This window comes from Gilvimarinus sp. 2_MG-2023, assembly GCF_030547685.1.
Taxonomy (GTDB): domain Bacteria; phylum Pseudomonadota; class Gammaproteobacteria; order Pseudomonadales; family Cellvibrionaceae; genus Gilvimarinus.
Genome location: NZ_JAUOQM010000048.1, coordinates 409,593 through 429,504 on the forward strand (window position 1 = coordinate 409,593; position 19,912 = coordinate 429,504).

At 50.6% G+C, this 19,912-nt stretch carries 17 protein-coding genes and 1 tRNA gene; 7 read left to right on the forward strand and 11 right to left on the reverse strand.

The features are described 5' to 3' along the window. Positions 1 to 16: 16 nt before the first annotated feature. The 4 genes from sufB to trmJ all read right to left on the reverse strand — a co-directional run bounded on the left by sufB (position 17) and on the right by trmJ (position 4,119). A complete protein-coding gene (gene sufB / locus Q4526_RS13620; protein ID WP_215977627.1) occupies positions 17 to 1,453 on the reverse strand; it encodes a Fe-S cluster assembly protein SufB in 1,437 nt (478 codons plus the stop codon). 151 nt (positions 1,454 to 1,604) lie between these two features. After that, on the reverse strand, positions 1,605 to 2,759 hold the full coding sequence (locus tag Q4526_RS13625; protein WP_215977628.1) for a cysteine desulfurase family protein: 1,155 nt from the start codon (positions 2,757 to 2,759) through the stop codon (positions 1,605 to 1,607). A 12-nt stretch (positions 2,760 to 2,771) separates the two neighbouring features. Beyond that, positions 2,772 to 3,245 carry a Fe-S cluster assembly transcriptional regulator IscR gene (gene iscR / locus Q4526_RS13630; protein WP_215977629.1) on the reverse strand — a complete coding sequence of 158 codons (474 nt, stop codon included), beginning with the start codon at positions 3,243 to 3,245 and terminating at the stop codon, positions 2,772 to 2,774. A 100-nt stretch (positions 3,246 to 3,345) separates the two neighbouring features. Continuing rightward, the gene (trmJ, locus tag Q4526_RS13635) at positions 3,346 to 4,119 is read right to left on the reverse strand and encodes a tRNA (cytosine(32)/uridine(32)-2'-O)-methyltransferase TrmJ (RefSeq protein ID WP_215977630.1); all 774 of its coding nucleotides are present in this window, start codon (positions 4,117 to 4,119) and stop codon (positions 3,346 to 3,348) included. Positions 4,120 to 4,313: 194 nt separating this feature from the next. Between trmJ and Q4526_RS13640 the strand changes: the two genes are divergently transcribed. Beyond that, on the forward strand, positions 4,314 to 5,117 hold the full coding sequence (locus Q4526_RS13640) for an inositol monophosphatase family protein (protein ID WP_215977631.1): 804 nt from the start codon (positions 4,314 to 4,316) through the stop codon (positions 5,115 to 5,117). Between the two features lie 49 nt (positions 5,118 to 5,166). Here the strand turns inward: Q4526_RS13640 and Q4526_RS13645 are convergent, their stop codons facing one another. The 5 genes from Q4526_RS13645 to queA form a co-directional block, all read right to left on the reverse strand. Then, positions 5,167 to 7,176 carry a PAS domain-containing protein gene (locus Q4526_RS13645; protein WP_303609662.1) on the reverse strand — a complete coding sequence of 670 codons (2,010 nt, stop codon included), beginning with the start codon at positions 7,174 to 7,176 and terminating at the stop codon, positions 5,167 to 5,169. Between the two features lie 137 nt (positions 7,177 to 7,313). Continuing rightward, positions 7,314 to 8,471: a protein translocase subunit SecF gene (gene secF / locus Q4526_RS13650; protein WP_215977633.1), complete on the reverse strand. Its 1,158-nt coding sequence runs from the start codon at positions 8,469 to 8,471 to the stop codon at positions 7,314 to 7,316. Positions 8,472 to 8,482: 11 nt separating this feature from the next. Further along, positions 8,483 to 10,339 (reverse strand): protein translocase subunit SecD, encoded by a 1,857-nt coding sequence (gene secD, locus Q4526_RS13655; protein ID WP_215977634.1) that lies wholly within the window; start codon positions 10,337 to 10,339, stop codon positions 8,483 to 8,485. 156 nt (positions 10,340 to 10,495) lie between these two features. Then, complete coding sequence (tgt, locus tag Q4526_RS13660) at positions 10,496 to 11,632, reverse strand: tRNA guanosine(34) transglycosylase Tgt (RefSeq protein ID WP_215977635.1); 1,137 nt, start codon at positions 11,630 to 11,632, stop codon at positions 10,496 to 10,498. A gap of 54 nt (positions 11,633 to 11,686) precedes the next feature. Further along, positions 11,687 to 12,730, reverse strand: coding sequence for a tRNA preQ1(34) S-adenosylmethionine ribosyltransferase-isomerase QueA (gene queA, locus Q4526_RS13665; protein WP_215977636.1), 1,044 nt, complete (start codon positions 12,728 to 12,730; stop codon positions 11,687 to 11,689). A gap of 122 nt (positions 12,731 to 12,852) precedes the next feature. Here queA and Q4526_RS13670 point away from each other — a divergent pair. The 6 genes from Q4526_RS13670 to Q4526_RS13695 all read left to right on the forward strand — a co-directional run bounded on the left by Q4526_RS13670 (position 12,853) and on the right by Q4526_RS13695 (position 17,544). Then, positions 12,853 to 12,939 (forward strand) — tRNA-Leu (locus tag Q4526_RS13670). Positions 12,940 to 13,072: 133 nt separating this feature from the next. After that, entirely contained in the window at positions 13,073 to 14,329 is a 1,257-nt protein-coding gene (egtB, locus tag Q4526_RS13675) for an ergothioneine biosynthesis protein EgtB (RefSeq protein WP_215977637.1), read from the forward strand. 28 nt (positions 14,330 to 14,357) lie between these two features. Further along, positions 14,358 to 15,326 (forward strand): L-histidine N(alpha)-methyltransferase, encoded by a 969-nt coding sequence (egtD, locus tag Q4526_RS13680; protein WP_215977638.1) that lies wholly within the window; start codon positions 14,358 to 14,360, stop codon positions 15,324 to 15,326. Beyond that, the gene (locus Q4526_RS13685) at positions 15,316 to 16,107 is read left to right on the forward strand and encodes a PhzF family phenazine biosynthesis protein (protein WP_215977639.1); all 792 of its coding nucleotides are present in this window, start codon (positions 15,316 to 15,318) and stop codon (positions 16,105 to 16,107) included. The genes egtD and Q4526_RS13685 overlap by 11 nt, the downstream gene beginning before the upstream one ends. A 55-nt stretch (positions 16,108 to 16,162) precedes the next feature. Beyond that, on the forward strand, positions 16,163 to 17,068 hold the full coding sequence (locus Q4526_RS13690) for an adenylate/guanylate cyclase domain-containing protein (RefSeq protein ID WP_215977640.1): 906 nt from the start codon (positions 16,163 to 16,165) through the stop codon (positions 17,066 to 17,068). Between the two features lie 11 nt (positions 17,069 to 17,079). Then, the gene (locus Q4526_RS13695; RefSeq protein WP_215977641.1) at positions 17,080 to 17,544 is read left to right on the forward strand and encodes an RDD family protein; all 465 of its coding nucleotides are present in this window, start codon (positions 17,080 to 17,082) and stop codon (positions 17,542 to 17,544) included. Positions 17,545 to 17,588: 44 nt separating this feature from the next. Here the strand turns inward: Q4526_RS13695 and lptG are convergent, their stop codons facing one another. Together lptG and lptF are read right to left on the reverse strand one after the other, a co-directional pair. Then, positions 17,589 to 18,656: an LPS export ABC transporter permease LptG gene (lptG, locus tag Q4526_RS13700; RefSeq protein ID WP_215977642.1), complete on the reverse strand. Its 1,068-nt coding sequence runs from the start codon at positions 18,654 to 18,656 to the stop codon at positions 17,589 to 17,591. After that, positions 18,653 to 19,738 carry an LPS export ABC transporter permease LptF gene (gene lptF, locus Q4526_RS13705; RefSeq protein WP_215977643.1) on the reverse strand — a complete coding sequence of 362 codons (1,086 nt, stop codon included), beginning with the start codon at positions 19,736 to 19,738 and terminating at the stop codon, positions 18,653 to 18,655. The genes lptG and lptF overlap by 4 nt, the downstream gene beginning before the upstream one ends. Positions 19,739 to 19,912 lie beyond the last annotated feature (174 nt).

Here is a 19,912-nt window from a genome sequence, read left to right on the forward strand (position 1 = left end):
AAGATCGGTAAAAATTTTAACCTACCGAACCTTCTAGGCTCACTTCCAGCAGCTTGCCCGCTTCTACAGCAAACTCCATAGGCAACTCTTTAAAAACCTCGCGACAGAAGCCATTGACGATCATGGAAACCGCTTTTTCTGGATCCAAGCCCCGCTGCTGACAGAGGAACATTTGATCATCGCTCACCTTAGAGGTGGTTGCCTCGTGCTCAATAACAGCCGATGGGTTTTTACTTTCAATATAAGGGAAAGTATGAGCACCACAGCGATCACCAATCAGCAATGAATCGCACTGGGTGTAGTTACGCGCACCGTCGGCGCCCGGATTCATACGTACCAAACCCCGATAGACATTTTGACTTTTACCGGCAGAAATACCTTTCGAAATAATGGTAGAACGAGTGTTCTTACCAATATGAATCATCTTGGTGCCAGTATCGGCTTGCTGGTAATTGTTGGTCAGAGCCACCGAATAAAATTCACCCACGCTGTTATCACCGCGCAACACGCAACTTGGGTATTTCCAGGTCACAGCAGAGCCGGTCTCTACTTGCGTCCAGCTGATTTTAGCGCTGGTATGGCAAACCCCGCGCTTGGTCACAAAATTATAAATACCGCCTTTGCCTTCTTCATCACCTGGGTACCAGTTCTGCACCGTCGAGTATTTGATTTCGGCGTTATCGTTAGCGACCAGCTCAACAACGGCTGCGTGCAGCTGGTTTTCGTCGCGCATAGGCGCAGTACAACCTTCGAGGTAACTGACGTGAGAGCCCTCTTCGGCGATAATCAAGGTCCGCTCGAACTGGCCGGTATTTTGTTCGTTAATACGAAAATAGGTCGACAACTCCATCGGGCAACGTACGCCTTTGGGAATGTAGACAAATGAACCATCGGAAAACACTGCAGAGTTAAGCGCGGCAAAATAGTTGTCTTTTTGCGGCACCACTGAGCCCAAATATTTCTTTACCAACTCGGGGTATTTTTCCACCGCCTCACTGATCGAGCAAAACAAAACACCTGCCTCGGCCAGTTTTTCACGAAAGGTCGTCACCACGCTGACCGAGTCAAACACCACATCCATGGCGACACCGGCGAGCATTTCTTGCTCGTGCAGTGGAATCCCCAATTTTTCATAGGTCTCCAGCAATTTGGGGTCAACTTCATCCAAGCTTTGCGGGCGATCTTCCATACTTTTGGGTGTTGAAAAGTAGGATATCGCTTGATAGTCAGGCGCGGTATAGTTGAGGTGTGCCCAATCGGGCTCCTCCATTTCCTGCCAGGCACGAAAAGCCTGCAGGCGCCACTCCAACAACCATTCCGGCTCTTTCTTTTTGGCCGAAATAAACCGCACCACATCTTCGTTAAGACCTGGCGGTAAGGTTTCTGTATCAATCGCGGTATGAAAACCCGCGGCGTAGTCTTTCCTGATTAGGTGTTCAACCTGTTCAGACATCTTTCTCCTCTCCTTCACCTATAGTGAAGTGGGCAGGGTTTCTGCCGTGCTAATCATTTGCAGCTCTATGGCTGCCCAAATCGTTGCGGCCTTTAGCCGTCTATTTTTACTGAATCATTTCTGGTGTATAAATCGGTACGGAACAGACTCATCAGGCGCGCCGAGGCTGTTTACCGCCCTGCAGACCCAACACCACTTGTCGTATATGGGCTGCCGCTTGCTCAATATCGTCGGCGTCGGTGTAACGGCCGAGGCTGATCCGAATTGATGCCAGTGCATCCGCAGCGCTCAATCCGATAGCGTTTAACACATAACTGGGCGACATACTGGCCGAGGTACATGCCGAACCGGTTGATACTGCCAATTGCCGCAAGCTCAACAGTAAAACTTCGCCATCTATACCGGTAAAAGCTACATTTAAATGGCCGCACACCCGCTCGGCACCCTCGCCATTTAGGCGCACACCAGGCAGATCGCGAATCGACTGCCAGAGTCGGTCGCGCAATTTACTAATACGAGAGGTTTCTTCCGTTAAAACCTGACCGGCCAGCTCGCAAGCCAAGCCAAAACCGACACACTGGTGCGTAGGCAAGGTGCCCGAACGCATACCCCGCTCGTGGCCGCCGCCGTGTATTTGTGCTTGTACAGCGATATTGGGACTGCGCTTTACATAGAGTGCACCAATACCTTTAGGGCCGTAGCACTTGTGAGCCGAAAGCGACAGCGCATCTACCTTCAGCGCGTCTAGATCAATGGGCAGCTTGCCCAGTGCCTGGGCGGCATCGACATGCAGTAAAACACCCGCCTTTTGACAGAGGGCAGATATATCCGCAATGGGGTTGACCGTGCCCAACTCATTGTTAACCCACATCACGCTAACCAGCCGTGTATTGGGTTTTAGCAGCGCCTCAATTCGCTCTGGCAATATCGTGCCATCAGCGGTGGGCTCGACAAAATCGACCTCGATGCCCTGCTCTTTTAGCCAGAGCGCCACATCCAGCACCGCTTTGTGTTCGATACTGGATACAATCAGATGATCGCCAGGCCGGCACAGACCTTTAAGGGCCAGGTTGTTGGATTCAGTCGCACCGCTGGTCCAAACTATTTCCCGGGCATCGGCGTTTATCAAAGCGGCCACCTGACCGCGAGCGGCCTCCACGGCCTCTTCGGCGCGCCAACCATACACGTGTGAACGCGACGCCGGGTTGGCAAAATTGCCCTCTTCGGTCAGGCACTGAGCCATGGCCTCGGCAACTTTTGGCGCAACCGGCGTGGTGGCGGCATAATCTAAATATATCGGGTTCATGTCGCCTTACCGTTAGCTGAGATCACTGCAGACAATGTTCTGCAAATCTAGCTCGCTCTCTTGTCGCCGACAAACAGCCTGTATGTCTTGTCTGGCCACCAGATCGGCTAAGCTGATACCGCTGAGAAACTCATGGATTTGGCCGCTAAGATCCTGCCATAAGTGATGTGTAATGCAGATTTGACCGTCTTGACAGTCACCGGCACCGTTACACTTTGTGGCATCCAGTGACTCATTCACCGCATCGACCACCGCCGCCACCGACACCATAGCCGAGGTCTGAGCCAAACGATAACCACCCCCTGGCCCGCGCACACTAATGACCAGCGACTCGCGGCGCAACTTGGAGAACAGTTGCTCCAAATAGGACAGAGAGATCCCCTGCCGCTCCGAGATGTCAGCAAGGCTCACCGGGCCCGCCTCACTGTGCAAGGCGAGATCGAGCATGGCGGTTACCGCGTAGCGGCCTTTGGTGGTTAATCGCATAGAATTTCAGACTGATTTGCAATAACTGAGTATTTTACTCAACTATTACCCTTGTGCCAAGTGCCCCTACCTTAGCGGGGCCGTAAAACCCGTCCCAGAGCTACTGATCTGAGTCGGATTTTGGATTTTCAGCATGGTATATGTAATTTTGTGTGGATGTAAGCACACCGCGCATAATCGACAATTCCATTTCATCCATCCGTATACGACTGTAAAGACGGCGCAACCGGGTCATGGTTTGGCGCGGATTATCGGGCTCCAGAAAGCCGAGCTTTTCCAAGGTTTCCTGTAGATGGTCAAAATACCGCTCCATCGCCTCCACTTTGGCCGGCGGCACATCCCAGTCGTTATAAGTTGGAGCCTTGCCATCCTTATGGGCCAACCAAGCCATACGCAGCTCGTAGGCAATAACCTGTACGGCTGCCGCTAAATTGAGCGATGAATACTCTTCGTTGGAGGGAATATGTACATGAAAGTGACAACGGTGCAACTCCTCATTAGTCAGTCCGCGGTCCTCACGGCCAAACATAATAGCGACATCGTGACTGCCCGCCTCTTGAATGGCCTTTTCTCCACACTCGCGCGGATTCACCAATGGCCAGGGAATACGGCGCTCGCGAGCGCTGGTGCCGACCACAAAGCCGCAGCCTTCGAGAGCTTCGTCCAGAGTCTCCACCACGACCGCGTTATCTAGTACATCCAAAGCGCCGGCGGCGCGCCAGACGGCCTTTTCAGCCGGGAATTCTTTTGGCGCTACCAAATAGAGTCGCCCCATCCCCATATTCTTGATAGCGCGCGCCGCGCCACCGATATTGCCCGGGTGGGAGGTATTCACCAGCACAATACGCACATTATCCAGTCGATTTTCACTCATTGAGACGCCTCGGCAAGAGTTAGGTCAGCAAAACCGCGGCATTCTAGCAAAAATCGGCCTAAGCTGTTAGCGGATAGATAATAACGCTCAAACGCGCGGGGAAATATTTTGATTGGTTTCAAAGCACTGACTCGCTATAATTGCGCCGGCTGTATCGCCCCCTGTTCTTTAAGCTTTCTGTTAAATGGTGCCCCATGGAACCTATGCTGACTATTGCTTTGCGCGCTGCGCGCAAAGCCGGTGAACTCATTGAACGCGCCACCGAGCGCCTTGATGTCGTAACCATTGAAGAAAAGAGTCGCAATGACTTTGTGACCGAAATCGACAAAGCGTCGGAAAAAGAGATTATTTACCACCTGAAAAAAGCCTACCCCGATCACACAATTATCGGCGAGGAGGGCGGAGTTCAGCCTGGCAGTGATTCAGATGTAGAGTGGATTATTGACCCCATCGACGGCACCACTAACTTTATACACGGTATCCCCCACTTTTCTATTTCCATAGCCTGCCGGATCAAAGGCCAGCTGGAACACGCCGTGGTGTATGACCCCATCAAACGTGAAGAATTTACCGCCAGCCGCGGCCGTGGGGCTGCACTTAACGGCCGCCGTATTCGCGCCAGCAACCGCAAAGGTTTAAACGGTGCGGTTATCGGCACGGGCATTCCTTTTAGTGGCTACGCACTGGACAATATTTCAGCGTACTTGGCTGCGGTCCAAGAAATTGCCGGTCAAACCGCCGGTATTCGTCGCCAGGGGTCAGCTGCTCTCGATTTAGCCTATGTGGCTGCGGGACGTTTTGACGGTTTTTGGGAAATGAACCTAAACCAATGGGACATCGCTGCGGGATTGTTACTGATCAAAGAAGCCGGCGGCCTCAGCTGCGACTTCAACGGTGGCAACTCTCATTTTGAAACCGGCCATGTCGTTTGTGGCAGCCCTAAGGTGTTCAAGCCATTACTGCAAATCGTGCAAAAACATATGGGCCATATACGCTAGTAGACAACCGGCCTGTCAGCAGCCCAGCGATGGCAGGCCGGTTATTGCACTATTTACTACCCGGCGCAAACAGACGATTTAACACTTCAACCAGCTGGCTGATTTGCAGCGGTTTGGTTAAATATTCATAAAACCCTGCCTCTCGCCCTTTTTCTATATCGATCGACATCACATTTGCCGACAAACCAACCACTGGAATGTTTCGGGTAACCGGATCGTTACGCAGCACACTGAGCACATCGTAACCGTCCAACCCCGGTAAATTAATATCCAATAAAATAAGATCAGGGCAAGTTTGCCTGGCCCGGAAGATTCCCACATACGGTTCCTCACTGACCTCCAATTGAAAATTCTCACAGCGATTAAAAAATTGCTGCAACAATCGTATATTGGTCGGGTTATCCTCGATATACAAAACATTATAAAGCCCCTCAACATTCAACGAGAGAACTGTATGCTCCTGCTCTTCAAGCGCATTCGGTAAGCTGACATCTTCAGCCTCTGCGGTTCTGCGCAAATCCACCCAGAAACAAGTGCCCTCGCCCTGCTCACTGGTAAAATCTATGCGCCCTTGCATCATTTCAATTAATTGTCGGGTAATCACCAGCCCTACACCTGAGCCCTCCACCTTGCTAAGCTCTGCGCTTAGGCGGTTAAAGGGCTGGAACACTTCATCGTGACGCTCAGGGGCTATGCCCTGCCCCGTATCGCGCACAGCAATCCGTAAATGGTTATCTTCGGTGCTACTCAGGATAACTTCCACCTCACCACCGACCTTGTTGTACTTAATCGCGTTGCTCATTAAGTTCAGCAGAGCCTGCTTTAACCGGATAGGGTCGGCGGAAACACAAGCGTTCGCCAGGCCGGAAAAATCGCCGTGCAAATTAATACCTCGGGCATCGGCCTGAGGCTGCACTAGGGTAAAACAATCAGTGAGAAGCCTTGACACCAATACTGGCTGAAAAGCGGTGGTCACGGCTCCGGATTCAACTTTGGCCAAATCCAATACATCGTTAATGAGTTTAAGCAAGTGTTCGCCGGCAGAGCGAATTTCGCGAATGTTGTCTTTGTGCGACTCTTGCAAGTTTTCATCGTACTCAAACAACTGGGCATAACCTAAGATCGCATTTAGCGGTGTGCGCAACTCGTGGCTCATACTGTTAAGAAAATCACTTTTAGCCCGGTTTGCTTTTTCTGCCACCTCTTTGGCTTTAAGCACTCGCTCCTCGGCTCGCTTGATGTCGGTAATATCCATATTGGTGCCAGACATCCGGGTGGGTCGACCGTCCACATCAAAGCTGGCCTTACCGCGCGCCCGAATCCAACGAATACTGCCTTGCTTATCGTAAATGCGGTACTCAACATCAAATGGACCAAACCCCCGCAGATGCTGTTTCAATACAGCATTAAACTTTGGCGCATCCTCTTTGTGGATAAAGCTGAGCCACTCTTGCATGCGATCGTGGCCAGCGGTAACCAGATCATCCTCTTCGGTATAGCCGAGGTGCTCCCAGCAGCGGGCAGAAAACTGGAAGTCGTTACTCTCTGGGTACCACTCCCAAATACCGTCTTTGGAGGCTTGAATAATTCGCGCCTGTCGCGCTTCACTCTCGCGCAGGGCCGCCTCGACGTTTTTTAATTCGGTAACATCGAAGTTCACACCTGAAATATACATTGCCCGACCCGAGTCATCGCGTATGGAGTCTGCCCTAACCTGGGTCCAGATGTAATCGCCCGATTTGGTTTTAATGCGGTAACAGGTATTTAAAGGTTCCGCGGTGCGTAAATGCTCCCGCACAGCTTCATACATACAGTCGATATCGTCAGGGTGAATAAACTCAGGCAACCGGTTGGCATCGGTGACTATTTTTCGATCTTCATCGCTATAACCTAGCTGCTCCCAAAAAGTCCCCGACCAATCGATATAACTGTTGGTTAAATCCCACTCCCAAAAACCGTATCCACTACCGCTGAAAATTCGGCGATAGCGTTGCACCAAGTCGCGCAGCTCATCCGGCGTCATGGTGTCGAGCGTCTGACTGGCACTGATCGTATGCATGGTTTGGCTCATTTAAAACAGCATTGTTAAAGTTAGCATATCGCTGATTCTAGAGTAAAAAAAAGCCCACCGTAAGGTGAGCTTTTTTATTTAGGCATGGCGCAATGAAATAGGCGCCTAGAATTTACCGACTGCCACTAGGGCATTTGGTCAATTTCAGCACCTTCTTTTTCCGGTGGCATTAAGTCTTCTTTATCGAGCTTCAACCACATTAGTGTGTTGGCTGAAACGTAAATTGACGAATAAGTACCCACAACCACCCCAACAATCAGTGCAATAGCAAAGCCGCTGATCAACTCACCACCGAAAACGAACAACATTCCCAATACCAGCAATGTGGTCAAAGAGGTGATAAAAGTTCGCTCTAAGGTTTGGGTTAACGATGCATTGATCACATCGGTAGTCGAACCTTTACGCATTATGCGAAAGTTTTCACGAATACGGTCAAACACCACAATGGTATCGTTCAGAGAGTAACCGATAACGGCCAGCACCGCCGCTAACACAGTCAAATCAAAGTCAATACGCATCAAAGCAAAGAAACCAAGCACGATAATCACATCATGCGCCAGTGCCAATACCGCTCCAACCGAGAACTTGTACTGAAAACGAACCGCCACGTAGAGCATCACCACGACCAGGGCAACCAGCATACCAATGCCACCTTCATCACGAAGCTCAGCACCGATTTGCGGCCCGACATACTCACTGCGGCGCAACTCTACGGCGGACTGGGTCTGCTCAGCCAACACCTCAAGCAGCACTTGCGTATAGGCGGAGTCGAGATTATTTTCGATCAGTGCCGACACACCTTGCTCGCTGGCAGAAAGCTCCACTTGCCCATAAAACCGTGGCGGGAATAGCTCGTTAGTATTTAATTCACCGGGACTGACGCCAGAGATAAGTAGCTCCTGCGAATAGCCACTCACACCGCTGGGAGCGCGATTAACGGCAACCAGTTGGGCATCGCCGTATTGAGCCGTCAGGCGGGTTTGCAGGGCATTTTCAGCGCCCTCGGACATAGCGCCTTGAGTGCGAATCAATACCTCAGTATCAGAGCCAAACAGCACTGCAACGGGGTTTTTGAGCCCTTGTTCATTTAAAATACTGCGAATTTTAGGGATGTCGGCCGGTTGAGAAAAACTCACCTCAACCTGAGCGCCACCGGTAAAATCCAAGCCCAGTTTTAACCCATTAACCGCTAGTGCGCCTATAGCCACGACCAAAAAGATAACGGACAGGGCTGTGGCGGGAATTCGGGCTCCCATAAAATTTAATGCTTTTTTTGAAGACATGGCCACAATCCTTAAATCCAGAGTTTTTTCAGGTTTTTACGGCCACCGTAGACTAAATTAGTCAGTGCACGGGTGCCCATAATGGCGGTAAACATTGAGGTCAGAATACCGATCGATAAGGTAACAGCAAAGCCTTTAACCGGACCCGAGCCGATAGCGTAAAGAATGACCGCCACGATTAGCGTGGTTATGTTGGCATCGAGAATGGTGACATAAGCACGATCGTAACCGGCCGATATAGCTGCCTGCGGACTGGCACCATTTTTAATTTCTTCACGTATTCGGGCAAAAATGAGCACATTGGCATCCACCGCCATACCCACCGTCAAGACGATACCGGCAATACCCGGTAAGGTCAGAGTTGCCCCCAGAAGAGACATAACTGACACCAATAGCAATACATTCACCGCCAATGCCAGATTGGCAAAAACCCCAAAGGCTTTGTAATACACCAACATAAACAATAAGACTAAACCCAAGCCCCACTGTAATGATTTAACCCCGAGTTGGATGTTTTCTGCCCCCAGTGATGGACCGATGGTGCGCTCTTCAACAAAGTACATAGGCGCGGCCAGAGCCCCGGAGCGCAGCATCAGCGCCAGTTCAGAAGCAACGGTAGGCGAATCCAAGCCGGTAATACGAAATTGAACTCCCAGCGCGCCTTGAATAGTAGCCAAGTTTATCAAGTCTTTTTCGACATACTGCTCGGTAACCTGAACCTGCTCGCCCTGCTCGTCAACCTCGGTGCTCATCCGGGTTTTGTATTCAATAAACAGTACACCCATTCGACGTCCGATATTAGAGCGGGTGGCGTGGTTCATTTTATTGCCGCCCAAACTGTCCAGAGTAATATTCACCTGTGGCATGTTAGTTTCAGGGTCGAGCGACGCGTTGGCATTGGCGACATGGTCACCCGTTAAAATAACTTTTGATTCGATTTTGGCCGGGTAACCTCGGTACTCGAAGGCTTCGGTGGTTGAGACTAGCGCGTCGCGCTCGGCCTCCAGGCGAAACTCAAGGTTCGCGGTTTTACCAATCACACGCTTAGCTTCGGCGGTATCTTGCACACCAGGCAGCTGGACAATAATGCGGTTGCGCCCCTGACTTTGCACGATGGGCTCGGAAACCCCCAGCTCATTCACCCTTTTACGCAATGTCGTCAGGTTTTGGGTCAGTGCGTACTGCTCGATTTCTCGCCGAGCCATTTCGCTTAAACTTGCCTGAAAGACAAAGCGACCCTCGGTTTGCGGAGCGTCTGTATTGAAAAGCATTTGTCGGTATTCACTGCGCAAATGGCTGATGGCTTGGTCGCGCAGCTCTTCACTGCGAAACTCCGCCACAATAGTCATTTCATCAAGAGTAACGCGCGAATAGCGAATTCGCGCCTCACGCATGCTGTCTTTCATTTCTTCTGCACTGGTCTCCTGACGCTTGGCAATGGCCGAATCGACATCGACTTCGAGCAGAAAATGTACGCCACCGCGTAAATCGAGCCCCAGCTTCATGGGCTCACCACCCATAGATACGAGCCAGCTTGGCGTGGTAGGCGCTTGGTTTAACGCAACAACGTATTCGCTGCCCAGCGCTTGCTGAACCACTTTTTTACCGAGTAGTTGCGCCTCACCGCTGGCAAAACGCAACTGGGCGCTGCGCTCACTCTGAATCGGGTCAAAATACTCAACACCCGCCTCGGTTAGAGCTTTTTCAGCTTTAGACAAAATCGGGGCACCGATCACCATATCGCCGGAGCTACCGGAAATCTGAATCGCATCATCGGGTGGATAGAGGTTGGGTACAGCATAAATAAAACCAAGTATCGCAATAACGACAATCAGCAGATACTTCCAAATCGGGTAGCGGTTTGACATACGAAAGTCCATCGTGAGCACTGAAACAACCAAAGGGAGGCATCAGGCGTTTATTTTCTTTGTTCGAACCTATATGGGACTGATTGCCCTTATCTCAAGTCCCTAGGCCTACTCGGGGGCGGATTATACCGAAACTACCCGCAACAACAATGAATGTTACTCAGGCGCTGGTGGTACTTCGAGCCCTTGGCTCTGATAAAAATCGATCACAAACTGCTCAAGGCAGCCCTGCTCTATGGCATTGCGCAGACCGCTCATCAGGTTTTGGTAGTAACGCAAGTTATGAATTGTGTTGAGCTGGGCACCCAATATCTCGCCACATTTATCCAAATGGTGCAAATAGCTGCGACTAAAATTTTTGCAGGTGTGGCAATCACACGTTGAGTCCAAAGGACCGGTATCGTATCGATGCTTGGCGTTGCGAATTTTAATCACACCTTCGCTGGTAAATAAGTGACCATTGCGGGCGTTGCGAGTAGGCATCACACAGTCGAACATATCGACACCACGCCTAACGGCTTCTACGATATCGGCCGGCTTACCCACACCCATTAGGTACCTGGGGCGCTCTTCGGGCATTTCGGGGGTTAAGTGCTCCAGCACCCGCAGCATGTCTTCTTTGGGCTCGCCCACCGATAGACCACCAATGGCATAGCCATCGAAATCGATATCGACCAAGCCCTTGAGAGACTCCGTGCGCAAATGCTCGTACATTCCACCCTGCACAATGCCGAAAAGTGCTGAAGGGTTGTCTCCATGGGCATCTTTAGAGCGCTGTGCCCAGCGCAACGATAGCTCCATCGATTTCCGCGCCTCATCAGGGGTGGCCGGGTACGGTGTGCACTCATCGAAAATCATCACAATATCCGAGCCTAGATCGCGCTGCACCTGTATGGAGAGCTCTGGGTCCATAAAAACTTTACTGCCGTCAATAGGCGAGCGAAAAGCCACACCTTCTTCGGTAATTTTGCGCATTTTTCCTAGGCTAAAAACCTGAAAGCCACCTGAGTCGGTCAATATAGGGCCGCTCCAGCGCATAAAATCGTGCAAATCACCGTGAGCTTTAACCACCTCAGTCCCCGGGCGCAGCATCAGATGAAAGGTGTTACCCAGAATTATCTCGGCTCCAATCTCCTCAATATCACGTGGTGCCATGCCTTTTACGGTGCCGTAGGTACCCACAGGCATGAACGCCGGAGTCTGTACCTTGCCACGCGGGAACACCAGCTCGCCGCGACGGGCGCGCCCCTCTGACGCTTTTAGAGAAAAACTCATCTGGCACTGGCGGGTCATATATTTGTACTCTTTCTGCGTTTTTTCATAAATAAGGATTAATAAAGGCCCCGACTACGGGCCATCGGGCGCCGGATTGCGCTGAATAAACATGGCATCGCCATAACTAAAAAAGCGATATTGCTTCTGCACCGCGTGGCGATAAGCGCCCATAGCATTATCGTAACCGGCAAAGGCCGACACTAGCATCAGCAACGTCGACTCGGGCAAATGGAAGTTAGTGACCAAGCAATCCACCACGTTAAACTGGTAACCGGGGTAGATAAAAATGTCTGTTTCTCCCTGAAAGGGCGCTATTGTACCGCCGTGAGCTCTAGCGGCACTCTCTAGGCTTCGGACCGATGTGGTCCCCACCGCAATCACCCGCCCGCCGCGCGCCCGGGTAGCGGCAATTTGCTCACACACACACGCACCGACCTCAACGACTTCGGTATGCATGGTGTGATCTTCGATATTATCGGCTTTAACCGGCTGAAACGTCCCCGCCCCAACGTGCAAGGTCACAAACCCCTGCTCAACCCCCATCGCTTTGAGCTCAGCCAGCATGGCTTGGTCAAAATGCAAACCCGCTGTAGGCGCAGCTACCGCGCCCTCACGACGACCGTATACAGTTTGATAACGCTCTTGGTCTTCTTCTGTATCAGCCCGATCAATGTAGGGCGGCAAAGGCATATGCCCCACCCGATTCAACACAGGTACCACCGACTCGGCAAAATCCAGAATAAACAACGCCCCCTCTCTACCTACAACCTTGAGCTGGGAGCCGTCTTCGAGGTGCAGGCAACTGCCGGGTTTAGGTGAGCGGCTGGCTCGGGTATGGGCTAAAACTCGAGTTTCGGACAATACTCGCTCCACCAGTATTTCTACCGAACCACCGGTTTCTTTGCGCGCAAATAATCGCGCGGGTATCACCCGAGTATCATTAAATACCATTAAATCACCCGGCTCCACCCAATCGAGCAATTGGGCAAAGGATTGATCCTGAAGTTCACCGGTAGCCCCATCGAGCGATAACAGTTTACTATCGCGGCGCTCTTTTGCCGGATGGTTGGCGATTAATTGATCGGGTAAGTCGTAGTGGAATTGCTGGCGCTGCATAATTAATAAGCGATTGATTAAGTCGAGGCGCGCAAGATTAGCTTAAATGCGCAACAGTTGCCAGTATTGTGCAAATTGGCAGTTGACGGCGCAAAACTCGCTGCTATAATCACGCCCTCTTTGCCAGAGTGGTGAAATTGGTAGACACAGGGGATTCAAAATCCCCCGCCCTTAAAAGCGTGCCGGTTCGAGTCCGGCCTCTGGTACCAAAATATTAAAAGGCCCATATTATTATGGGCCTTTTTTTATGCCTGTCATTTCAATTCGCTGTCACCTCTATCACTTTCAATCGTCACGATTGTGTCCTATGCTGATTTTTCATGTTTATCTGGAGAGCATTGGATGTTCTATGAATGCACAGAACCTGTAAATAAACAGATAGCAGCACAATTCGGCGCTGTGCGTGCCCGCACTTTAGCCCTAACCAGCGGGCTTAGTGCTGAGGACATGATGCTACAATCTATGCCCGACGCCAGCCCTACCAAATGGCACCTGGCGCACACCACCTGGTTCTTTGAAGAGTTTATCCTCAAACCTCACTGCCCTAACTACACCGTTTTTCAGCAAAACTTTAACTATTTATTCAATTCTTACTATAACGCTGTGGGCTCGCGCCACCCTCGCGCGCAACGCGGCTTGCTTTCGCGCCCCGGTCTCTCTCAAGTGCTCGACTTTCGCCACCATGTCGATGTCGCTATTGAACAGTTACTCGCGGCACCTGACTGCCCCAAGATACAATCCTTAGTAACCACTGGGCTGCACCACGAAATGCAGCATCAAGAACTGATCCTGACCGACATCAAGCACGCGCTATGGCTAAACCCAGCCGCCGACATTGTGCCCAATCATGCGCTTAAAACCATTAAAGCATCACCTAAACCGCAATTTTGCACCTACCCAGAAACATTAACGACGATTGGTACCTCGGGCGCTGGGTTTCACTACGACTGTGAAGCACCAGCTCATCAAGTGTTTATTTCTGCCTTCTCTTTACGGGATCTGCCCATCAGCAACGGCGAGTGGTTAAATTTCATTCAAGATGGCGGCTATCAAACGCCCGGCCCCTGGCTCAGTGACGGCTGGGACCTCGCCCAACGTGAACAGTGGCAAGCCCCTCTGTACTGGCACCCTCAGGATAAAAACTGGCAAGAGTTCACCTTGCACGGCTGGCAACCTTTAGACCCTGCCGCTCCGGTGTGTCACATCAGCTTTTATGAGGCCGATGCATTTTGCCGCTGGGCCGGCTGGCGCCTGCCTACCGAATTTGAATGGGAATACGCCGCGCGCCAGCAAAACCGTACAGTCGAAGGAGAATTTGCCGAGAGTGGCCACTGGCAACCAGGTCCAGCCACACAGCCTTCATTGTTTGGCAATGTCTGGCAGTGGACATCCAGTGCCTATGCCCCCTACCCAGGCTTTAGCGCCGAGCAAGGTGCGCTGGGAGAGTACAACGGTAAATTTATGGCCAATCAATTTGTGCTTCGTGGGGGTTCTTGTGCAACGGCGCAAACTCAAATGCGTCACAGTTATCGCAACTTTTTTCACCCGCACCAACGCTGGCAGTTCAGCGGTGTACGACCTGCTAAAAATAACCATTGATTCACACTAATAACTCAGGGAAACCACAATGCAATACGCCGAAAGCCGTGACGCAAGAGAATTACCCGATAATGAATTTTTAGCCGATGTAATACTGGGCTTAAGCCAAGATCAAAAAACGCTGTCGCCCAAATATTTTTACGATCAACAAGGGTCTGAATATTTTGACGAGATTTGCGACCTGCAAGAGTACTACCCCTACCGCACAGAACTTGCCATGCTGCCCACCGTTGCTCAAGATTTGGGCAATTACTTTACCGGCAACGCACCCCGGGGCTTGGAAATTGTTGAGTTCGGAGCGGGTTCACTGCGAAAAGTAGGCGCCCTGCTGCGCTCCCTACAAAATGTTCGCAGCTTTACCGCGATTGATATCAGTGAGGCGCACCTGATAAGCGCTTGTCGAGTGCTGGAGTCTCAATACCGCGAGCTAAGCATTCACCCCTGTGTGCATGATTTCACCAAACCTCTATCGCTGCACCCTAGCGAACGCACGCGGTTAGGATTTTTCCCTGGCTCCACCATCGGTAACTTTACCCCACAACAAGCCTCAGTGTTTTTGCGCAATGCCGGCACCACACTGGGCACTGGCAGCTTTTTACTGATTGGGGTGGACACCCAAAAGCCCCCAACCATTCTCAATCAAGCCTATAACGACCCCAAAGGCATTACTGCAAAATTTAATAAAAACGTTTTAGAACGTATTAACCGTGAGCTCGACGGAAACTTTAAGCTGCATAACTTTGCCCACCACGCTTTTTACAATGAAACCGTCGGCCGCATAGAAATGCATTTGCGTAGCCTTAAAGAACAGCAAGTAAATATTGCCGGCCACACGATTGAGTTCAGCCGCGGTGAGAGTATCCACACTGAAAATTCGTATAAATTTAAACCCGATGATTTTACCGAGTTGGCGAGACAATCTGGCTGGGTTAAGCACCACTTATGGCTGGACAGTGACAAACTGTTCGCCGTTTATTTATTGCAATATGCCCACTAAACAACAGGAGTATCGGGCTTTTTGCACCAGTAATGGCAGCGGGGGCAACTGCCATAATGTTGTATTTACTACGGAAGACACTCCACCGCATCTCGACCCTAATGGTAAATGGGTGGTGGCTACCCAAGCTCGCCACAATAAAAACAACTACACTGATGCGAATGCTGACACCAACATTGTGGTCAGCCATTTCGACCGAAACCACAAGGTAAAACGCTGCGGCTCGGGCTCGATAGCCTTAGCCCGGGCCTTACAACAAAAACTCGGACACAACTTTGCCTGTAATATTGAAACTGATAGCGGCCCTCTAATGATTGGCTGTGACACCACGGGCCCTTATTACATTGACCAACCACTATCTATTTCACCCGCCAAACATCCCAAGTTTTGGTCCTGGGTGGTCCCTGCGCCTATTATTGATAGTCGCTACTGCGGCGGCCCCCAAGAATATTGCCTGATTCAATTAACACACAACACCAATTTGCGAACAATACAGCCCTTCGCTCGTCGCCTGACAGCCCTGTCGGGCCGCGCCCTCATTTTGGTGGTAGGAAATACTCAGCACCCCAAAATGCGTTACTTCGCCCCTCAGTACGGCGTTGGCGAAGATACAGCAACAGGCTCCGCCGCCGTGCAAGTGGCTAATTTTTATTGGCAAAAATACCGTTTTAAACAACTGTATATTGAACAGCAGTCACCTCAGGGGGGGCTGATTCACACTCAGCGACTCAACTCACATCGCATTAAAGTGCGCGGCAACTGTATCCGTGATGTTCATTAAGCCGCAGATTCTAATGATATACTCCGCCTGAGACTCAATTTCAGAGACAGGACCTATGACTGCAACCCGTAGTTTACAAGCGGTAATGTTCGCCGATGTATCCGGCAGCAGCCGCCTGTATAAAGAACACGGTAACACCCAAGCCAAACAACAAATCGATGGAACTTTAGGCGCCACACGAGAGATCATCGAAAGCTATGAAGGGGTAGTCATTAAAACCCTGGGCGATGAAATCATGGCTCGTTTTAGTTCCCCTGAGCAGGCCTGCCGCGCCGCCATTAAACTGCAACGCCATGCTCTTAAATATGGCCAGCTCTCATTGCGTATCGGCATGGCTTACGGTGAAACACTAATGGACAGCACCGGTGATGTTTTCGGCCAAGTGGTCAATGATGCCGCCGATGTATCCCATATCGCACGGGCCAACCAAGTGGTGCTGACCGACACTTTTAAATTACAACTTCCGCCTGCATTAACGCAACAGTGTGAACGCTTTGACCAAGTCAGACTTAAAGGTGCAGAACACAGCAGTATTGTTTACCGATTGCATTGGGAAACCTCCACCCACCCGCAAAACGCTACCGCGGTTATGGATATACTGTCATTAACCGACCTACCAGTACCGCAATCGCTCGAACTCCACCACGACTCTCGCCAACAAACTATCAATATTGATGATTTGCCTTTGACCATTGGCCGCGATGAAAGCCTTGTAAAATGGTTTGCCGATAACACCAAAGTTTCCCGCGAGCACTGCGAAATTATCTATAGACGCGGCAAGTTCGTGTTGATCGACCACAGCACTAACGGCACCTACATAACCCAAGAGCAACAAGAGTTGGTATACATTCGGCGCGAAGAGACACCTTTAATGGGTTCTGGCATAATCACGCTCGGCCAAAGGCCAGACCGAGCAGGCGCGTACAGCATAAGCTTTACGATTAATCACTCAAGTAGCTAGCCCAAACAATTATGTCCGACACGACAATCACCACTCTGTCCAGCGCCAAGATTTCTAAACGCTTAGCCGCCATGTTATATGACAGCCTACTTTTGATGGCCGTCAGTATAGGTTATGGAGCCGTCGCCCTTGCCATAAAAGTTAACGTGTTTGGAGAAACCTTACTCGAAGGGGAAAAAGCCAGCCTAGGCCCCATCGGTTTTATTGGTTGGGTCATTGTCCTAGTGGCTTTTTATTGTGTATTTTGGAAAAAATTTGGGCAAACACTGGGAATGAAAGCATGGCGCTTAAAAGTAACCGATATTCACGGCAAGCACCTAAGCGTCAGTCAAGGCTTGCGTCGCTGCGCGTGGGCCAGCCTGTCTATTGCAACACTGGGACTCGGCTACTTATGGCTGCTGGTCGACAGAGAGCAACTAACATTGCACGACCGGCTCAGTGCCACCCGAGTTTGGCAACTGCCCAAAGGTCGATAGCTGGCTGAACGCACATGACGTTGGTTCAAACAACCAGCAGCCGGCTAACCTGCTCGGCGCAGCAGGTAGACACCCAAGCCCGCACAAAGGGCAATTGGCAGCAGTACGGCAATCAGAGGCGAAAACCCAAACACAATACTGGAGGGGCCCAGTAAGCTTTGCAATAGCCGAAAACCAATACCAAATACCACCCCGGTAAAGATTCTCTGGCCCATGCTGACCTCCCGCAATGGACCAAACACAAACGATGCGGCAATGAGCACCAAACTGGCAATGGCTAATGGCTGTAACAACTTTTGCCAAAATGCTAACTCATACTCACGAGTGTACAACCCCTGCCCCGCCAAATACTGAACATAACCATGCAAACTGGTCATTGATAATGTTTCCGGCTCTACGGCAACGGTATTTAATAATGTTGGCGTCAGCTCCGTATCCCAGCGCCGCTCAGCAAACTCTTGGGAGGCTGTGCCCTGGTCGGAAAACGCAGTAACCGCTACGTCTTTCTCCAGCCAAACTCCCTCCGCTTCGTTAAAGGCGGCACTGCCGGTAAAGCTTGCCTCGGTCAGCTTGCCGTTATCGGAAAAGGTGTAACGACGAAAGCCAAAAAGCTTACCATCTGGCTGTACCACACTAAAATAAAAGAATTGATTGCCTTCGCGATGCCAAACCCCTCGTCTGGCTTGATCATCAACCGTATACCCCAAAGCCAAAGCCCGCCGACTGTCGGCGACCTGATCAGCGTAGGGAATGACGAACTCTCCCAGCGAAATCGTACAGATTATAAACAGCATTACCGGCTGTAACACAATACCAATAATCCGGGCCACAGAAATGCCTGCAGCCCGAACAATCACCAACTCACTGGAACTCGCAAGCGCCCCTAAACCGATCAGACACCCCACCAACACAGCATAGGGCATATACTGATAAACACTGGTGGGTAATCGCCAGAGTATGTACATCAACATTTCATAGAAGGTGTAATTTCCCCCTAAGCGATCTAACTGATCCATGACCTGCCCAATAAAATCGAGACAGAGCACCAGCAGCAATACCGCCAATATAGAAAAAAACACCTGCTTGGTAATATAGCGTCTTAAAATTCTCATGCAGCGCCCCGTTTAAATCTCGATAGAATATTGGAGGGGCCGATAAAAATAATCAGTGCAAGCAGTAAGAACACCCCGTGAACTAACCATAGTCCGGGCCATAGGGGGAATCCGCCTTCTTCAATGGATGAGCGCAAACTACTTAAGCTTGCGACATAGACCAAATACAAAATAATAGCGGGCAGCATTTTTAAAAAACGGCCCTGTCGGGGATTGGTGCGGCTTAACGGAACGGCAATTAGAGCCACAACCAATACCATAATCGGCATGGATAAACGCCACTGCAGAGCCACTTGGCTGGGAGCATCAGTCGCGCTCAGCAAAGAAAGGGTTGTTTTAGAATCGGCCTCATTAGTTTGAGCAGCGGTAACCTCTGGCTCTGGAACAAATTGGCCTAAGCGTTCAAATTCGGTCACTTGAAAGGCCGCAGAGCCCGGCACCCCCTGGTAGCGGACACCGTGATGTAACTCTAAAAAACGCTGATTGTATTGCGGATGAAAGAACTGATTACCACTTTGTGCCACGGCGATCGTTGGACCATCTGGAGCCAACTGAGCCAAAAATAAATTATTCAGTTTCTCACGATCATTGCTGACGCTTTGTACATAAGCAAAACTGTTATCGCCTATGGATTGAAAGTGGCCAGGTCGGAGCATGGTAAATTCATTGCGTGAGCGTTGCTCAGCGAACAACAATTCAGTTTTGGCTGCCCCCCAGGGGCTCACCCAAAGGCTCATAGACCCAACAAAAAGCGCCACCAGTACAGTGGGTAGCATGGTCAGTTTTAACAATTTGGCCGGACTCATCCCACAAGCAGAAAGTACGACCATCTCACTGTCCATATACATACGGCCATAGGCCAGCAAAATGGCGATTAAAAACCCCAGCGGAATGACCAACTCAAGAAAGCCTGGCAGACGATAGAACATAATTGAAAAGAGCACATCCACCGCCAGCTTACCCGTAGCGGCCTCGGCGAGGTATTTTACAAACCGCCCACTCATAATAATCAGCAACAAAGTCCCACTGACAGCTACCATTGTCAGTAGAATTTCGCGGGCTAAATAGCGATATATGATCAAATTATGAGCACCTCAATCGACTCTTAACGGGGACTATCCCCTTGCTTGTTTGGCCTGTGTTCCGAGCATGATAAACTCTGTCTAGACTCTCGTACGCGCGCTATTATCCCGTAAAGATGGGGCTTTGTCTTGCCACTGCGCCGCATGTTGGGCACTACCGTAACATTTATTCAA

Bases quoted from the DNA above. Each gene is read 5' to 3' on its own strand.
- egtD (WP_215977638.1), top strand. From the start codon at position 14,358: ATGCAATACGCCGAAAGCCGTGACGCAAGAGAATTACCCGATAATGAA.
- tgt (WP_215977635.1), bottom strand. From the start codon at position 11,632: ATGACCCGCCAGTGCCAGATGAGTTTTTCTCTAAAAGCGTCAGAGGGG.
- egtB (WP_215977637.1), top strand. From the start codon at position 13,073: ATGTTCTATGAATGCACAGAACCTGTAAATAAACAGATAGCAGCACAA.
- Q4526_RS13640 (WP_215977631.1), top strand. From the start codon at position 4,314: ATGGAACCTATGCTGACTATTGCTTTGCGCGCTGCGCGCAAAGCCGGT.
- Q4526_RS13695 (WP_215977641.1), top strand. From the start codon at position 17,080: ATGTCCGACACGACAATCACCACTCTGTCCAGCGCCAAGATTTCTAAA.
- secD (WP_215977634.1), bottom strand. From the start codon at position 10,339: ATGTCAAACCGCTACCCGATTTGGAAGTATCTGCTGATTGTCGTTATT.
- Q4526_RS13690 (WP_215977640.1), top strand. From the start codon at position 16,163: ATGACTGCAACCCGTAGTTTACAAGCGGTAATGTTCGCCGATGTATCC.
- queA (WP_215977636.1), bottom strand. From the start codon at position 12,730: ATGCAGCGCCAGCAATTCCACTACGACTTACCCGATCAATTAATCGCC.
- Q4526_RS13625 (WP_215977628.1), bottom strand. From the start codon at position 2,759: ATGAACCCGATATATTTAGATTATGCCGCCACCACGCCGGTTGCGCCA.
- secF (WP_215977633.1), bottom strand. From the start codon at position 8,471: ATGTCTTCAAAAAAAGCATTAAATTTTATGGGAGCCCGAATTCCCGCC.
- lptG (WP_215977642.1), bottom strand. From the start codon at position 18,656: ATGAGAATTTTAAGACGCTATATTACCAAGCAGGTGTTTTTTTCTATA.
- trmJ (WP_215977630.1), bottom strand. From the start codon at position 4,119: ATGAGTGAAAATCGACTGGATAATGTGCGTATTGTGCTGGTGAATACC.
- Q4526_RS13645 (WP_303609662.1), bottom strand. From the start codon at position 7,176: ATGCATACGATCAGTGCCAGTCAGACGCTCGACACCATGACGCCGGAT.
- Q4526_RS13685 (WP_215977639.1), top strand. From the start codon at position 15,316: ATGCCCACTAAACAACAGGAGTATCGGGCTTTTTGCACCAGTAATGGC.
- iscR (WP_215977629.1), bottom strand. From the start codon at position 3,245: ATGCGATTAACCACCAAAGGCCGCTACGCGGTAACCGCCATGCTCGAT.
- sufB (WP_215977627.1), bottom strand. From the start codon at position 1,453: ATGTCTGAACAGGTTGAACACCTAATCAGGAAAGACTACGCCGCGGGT.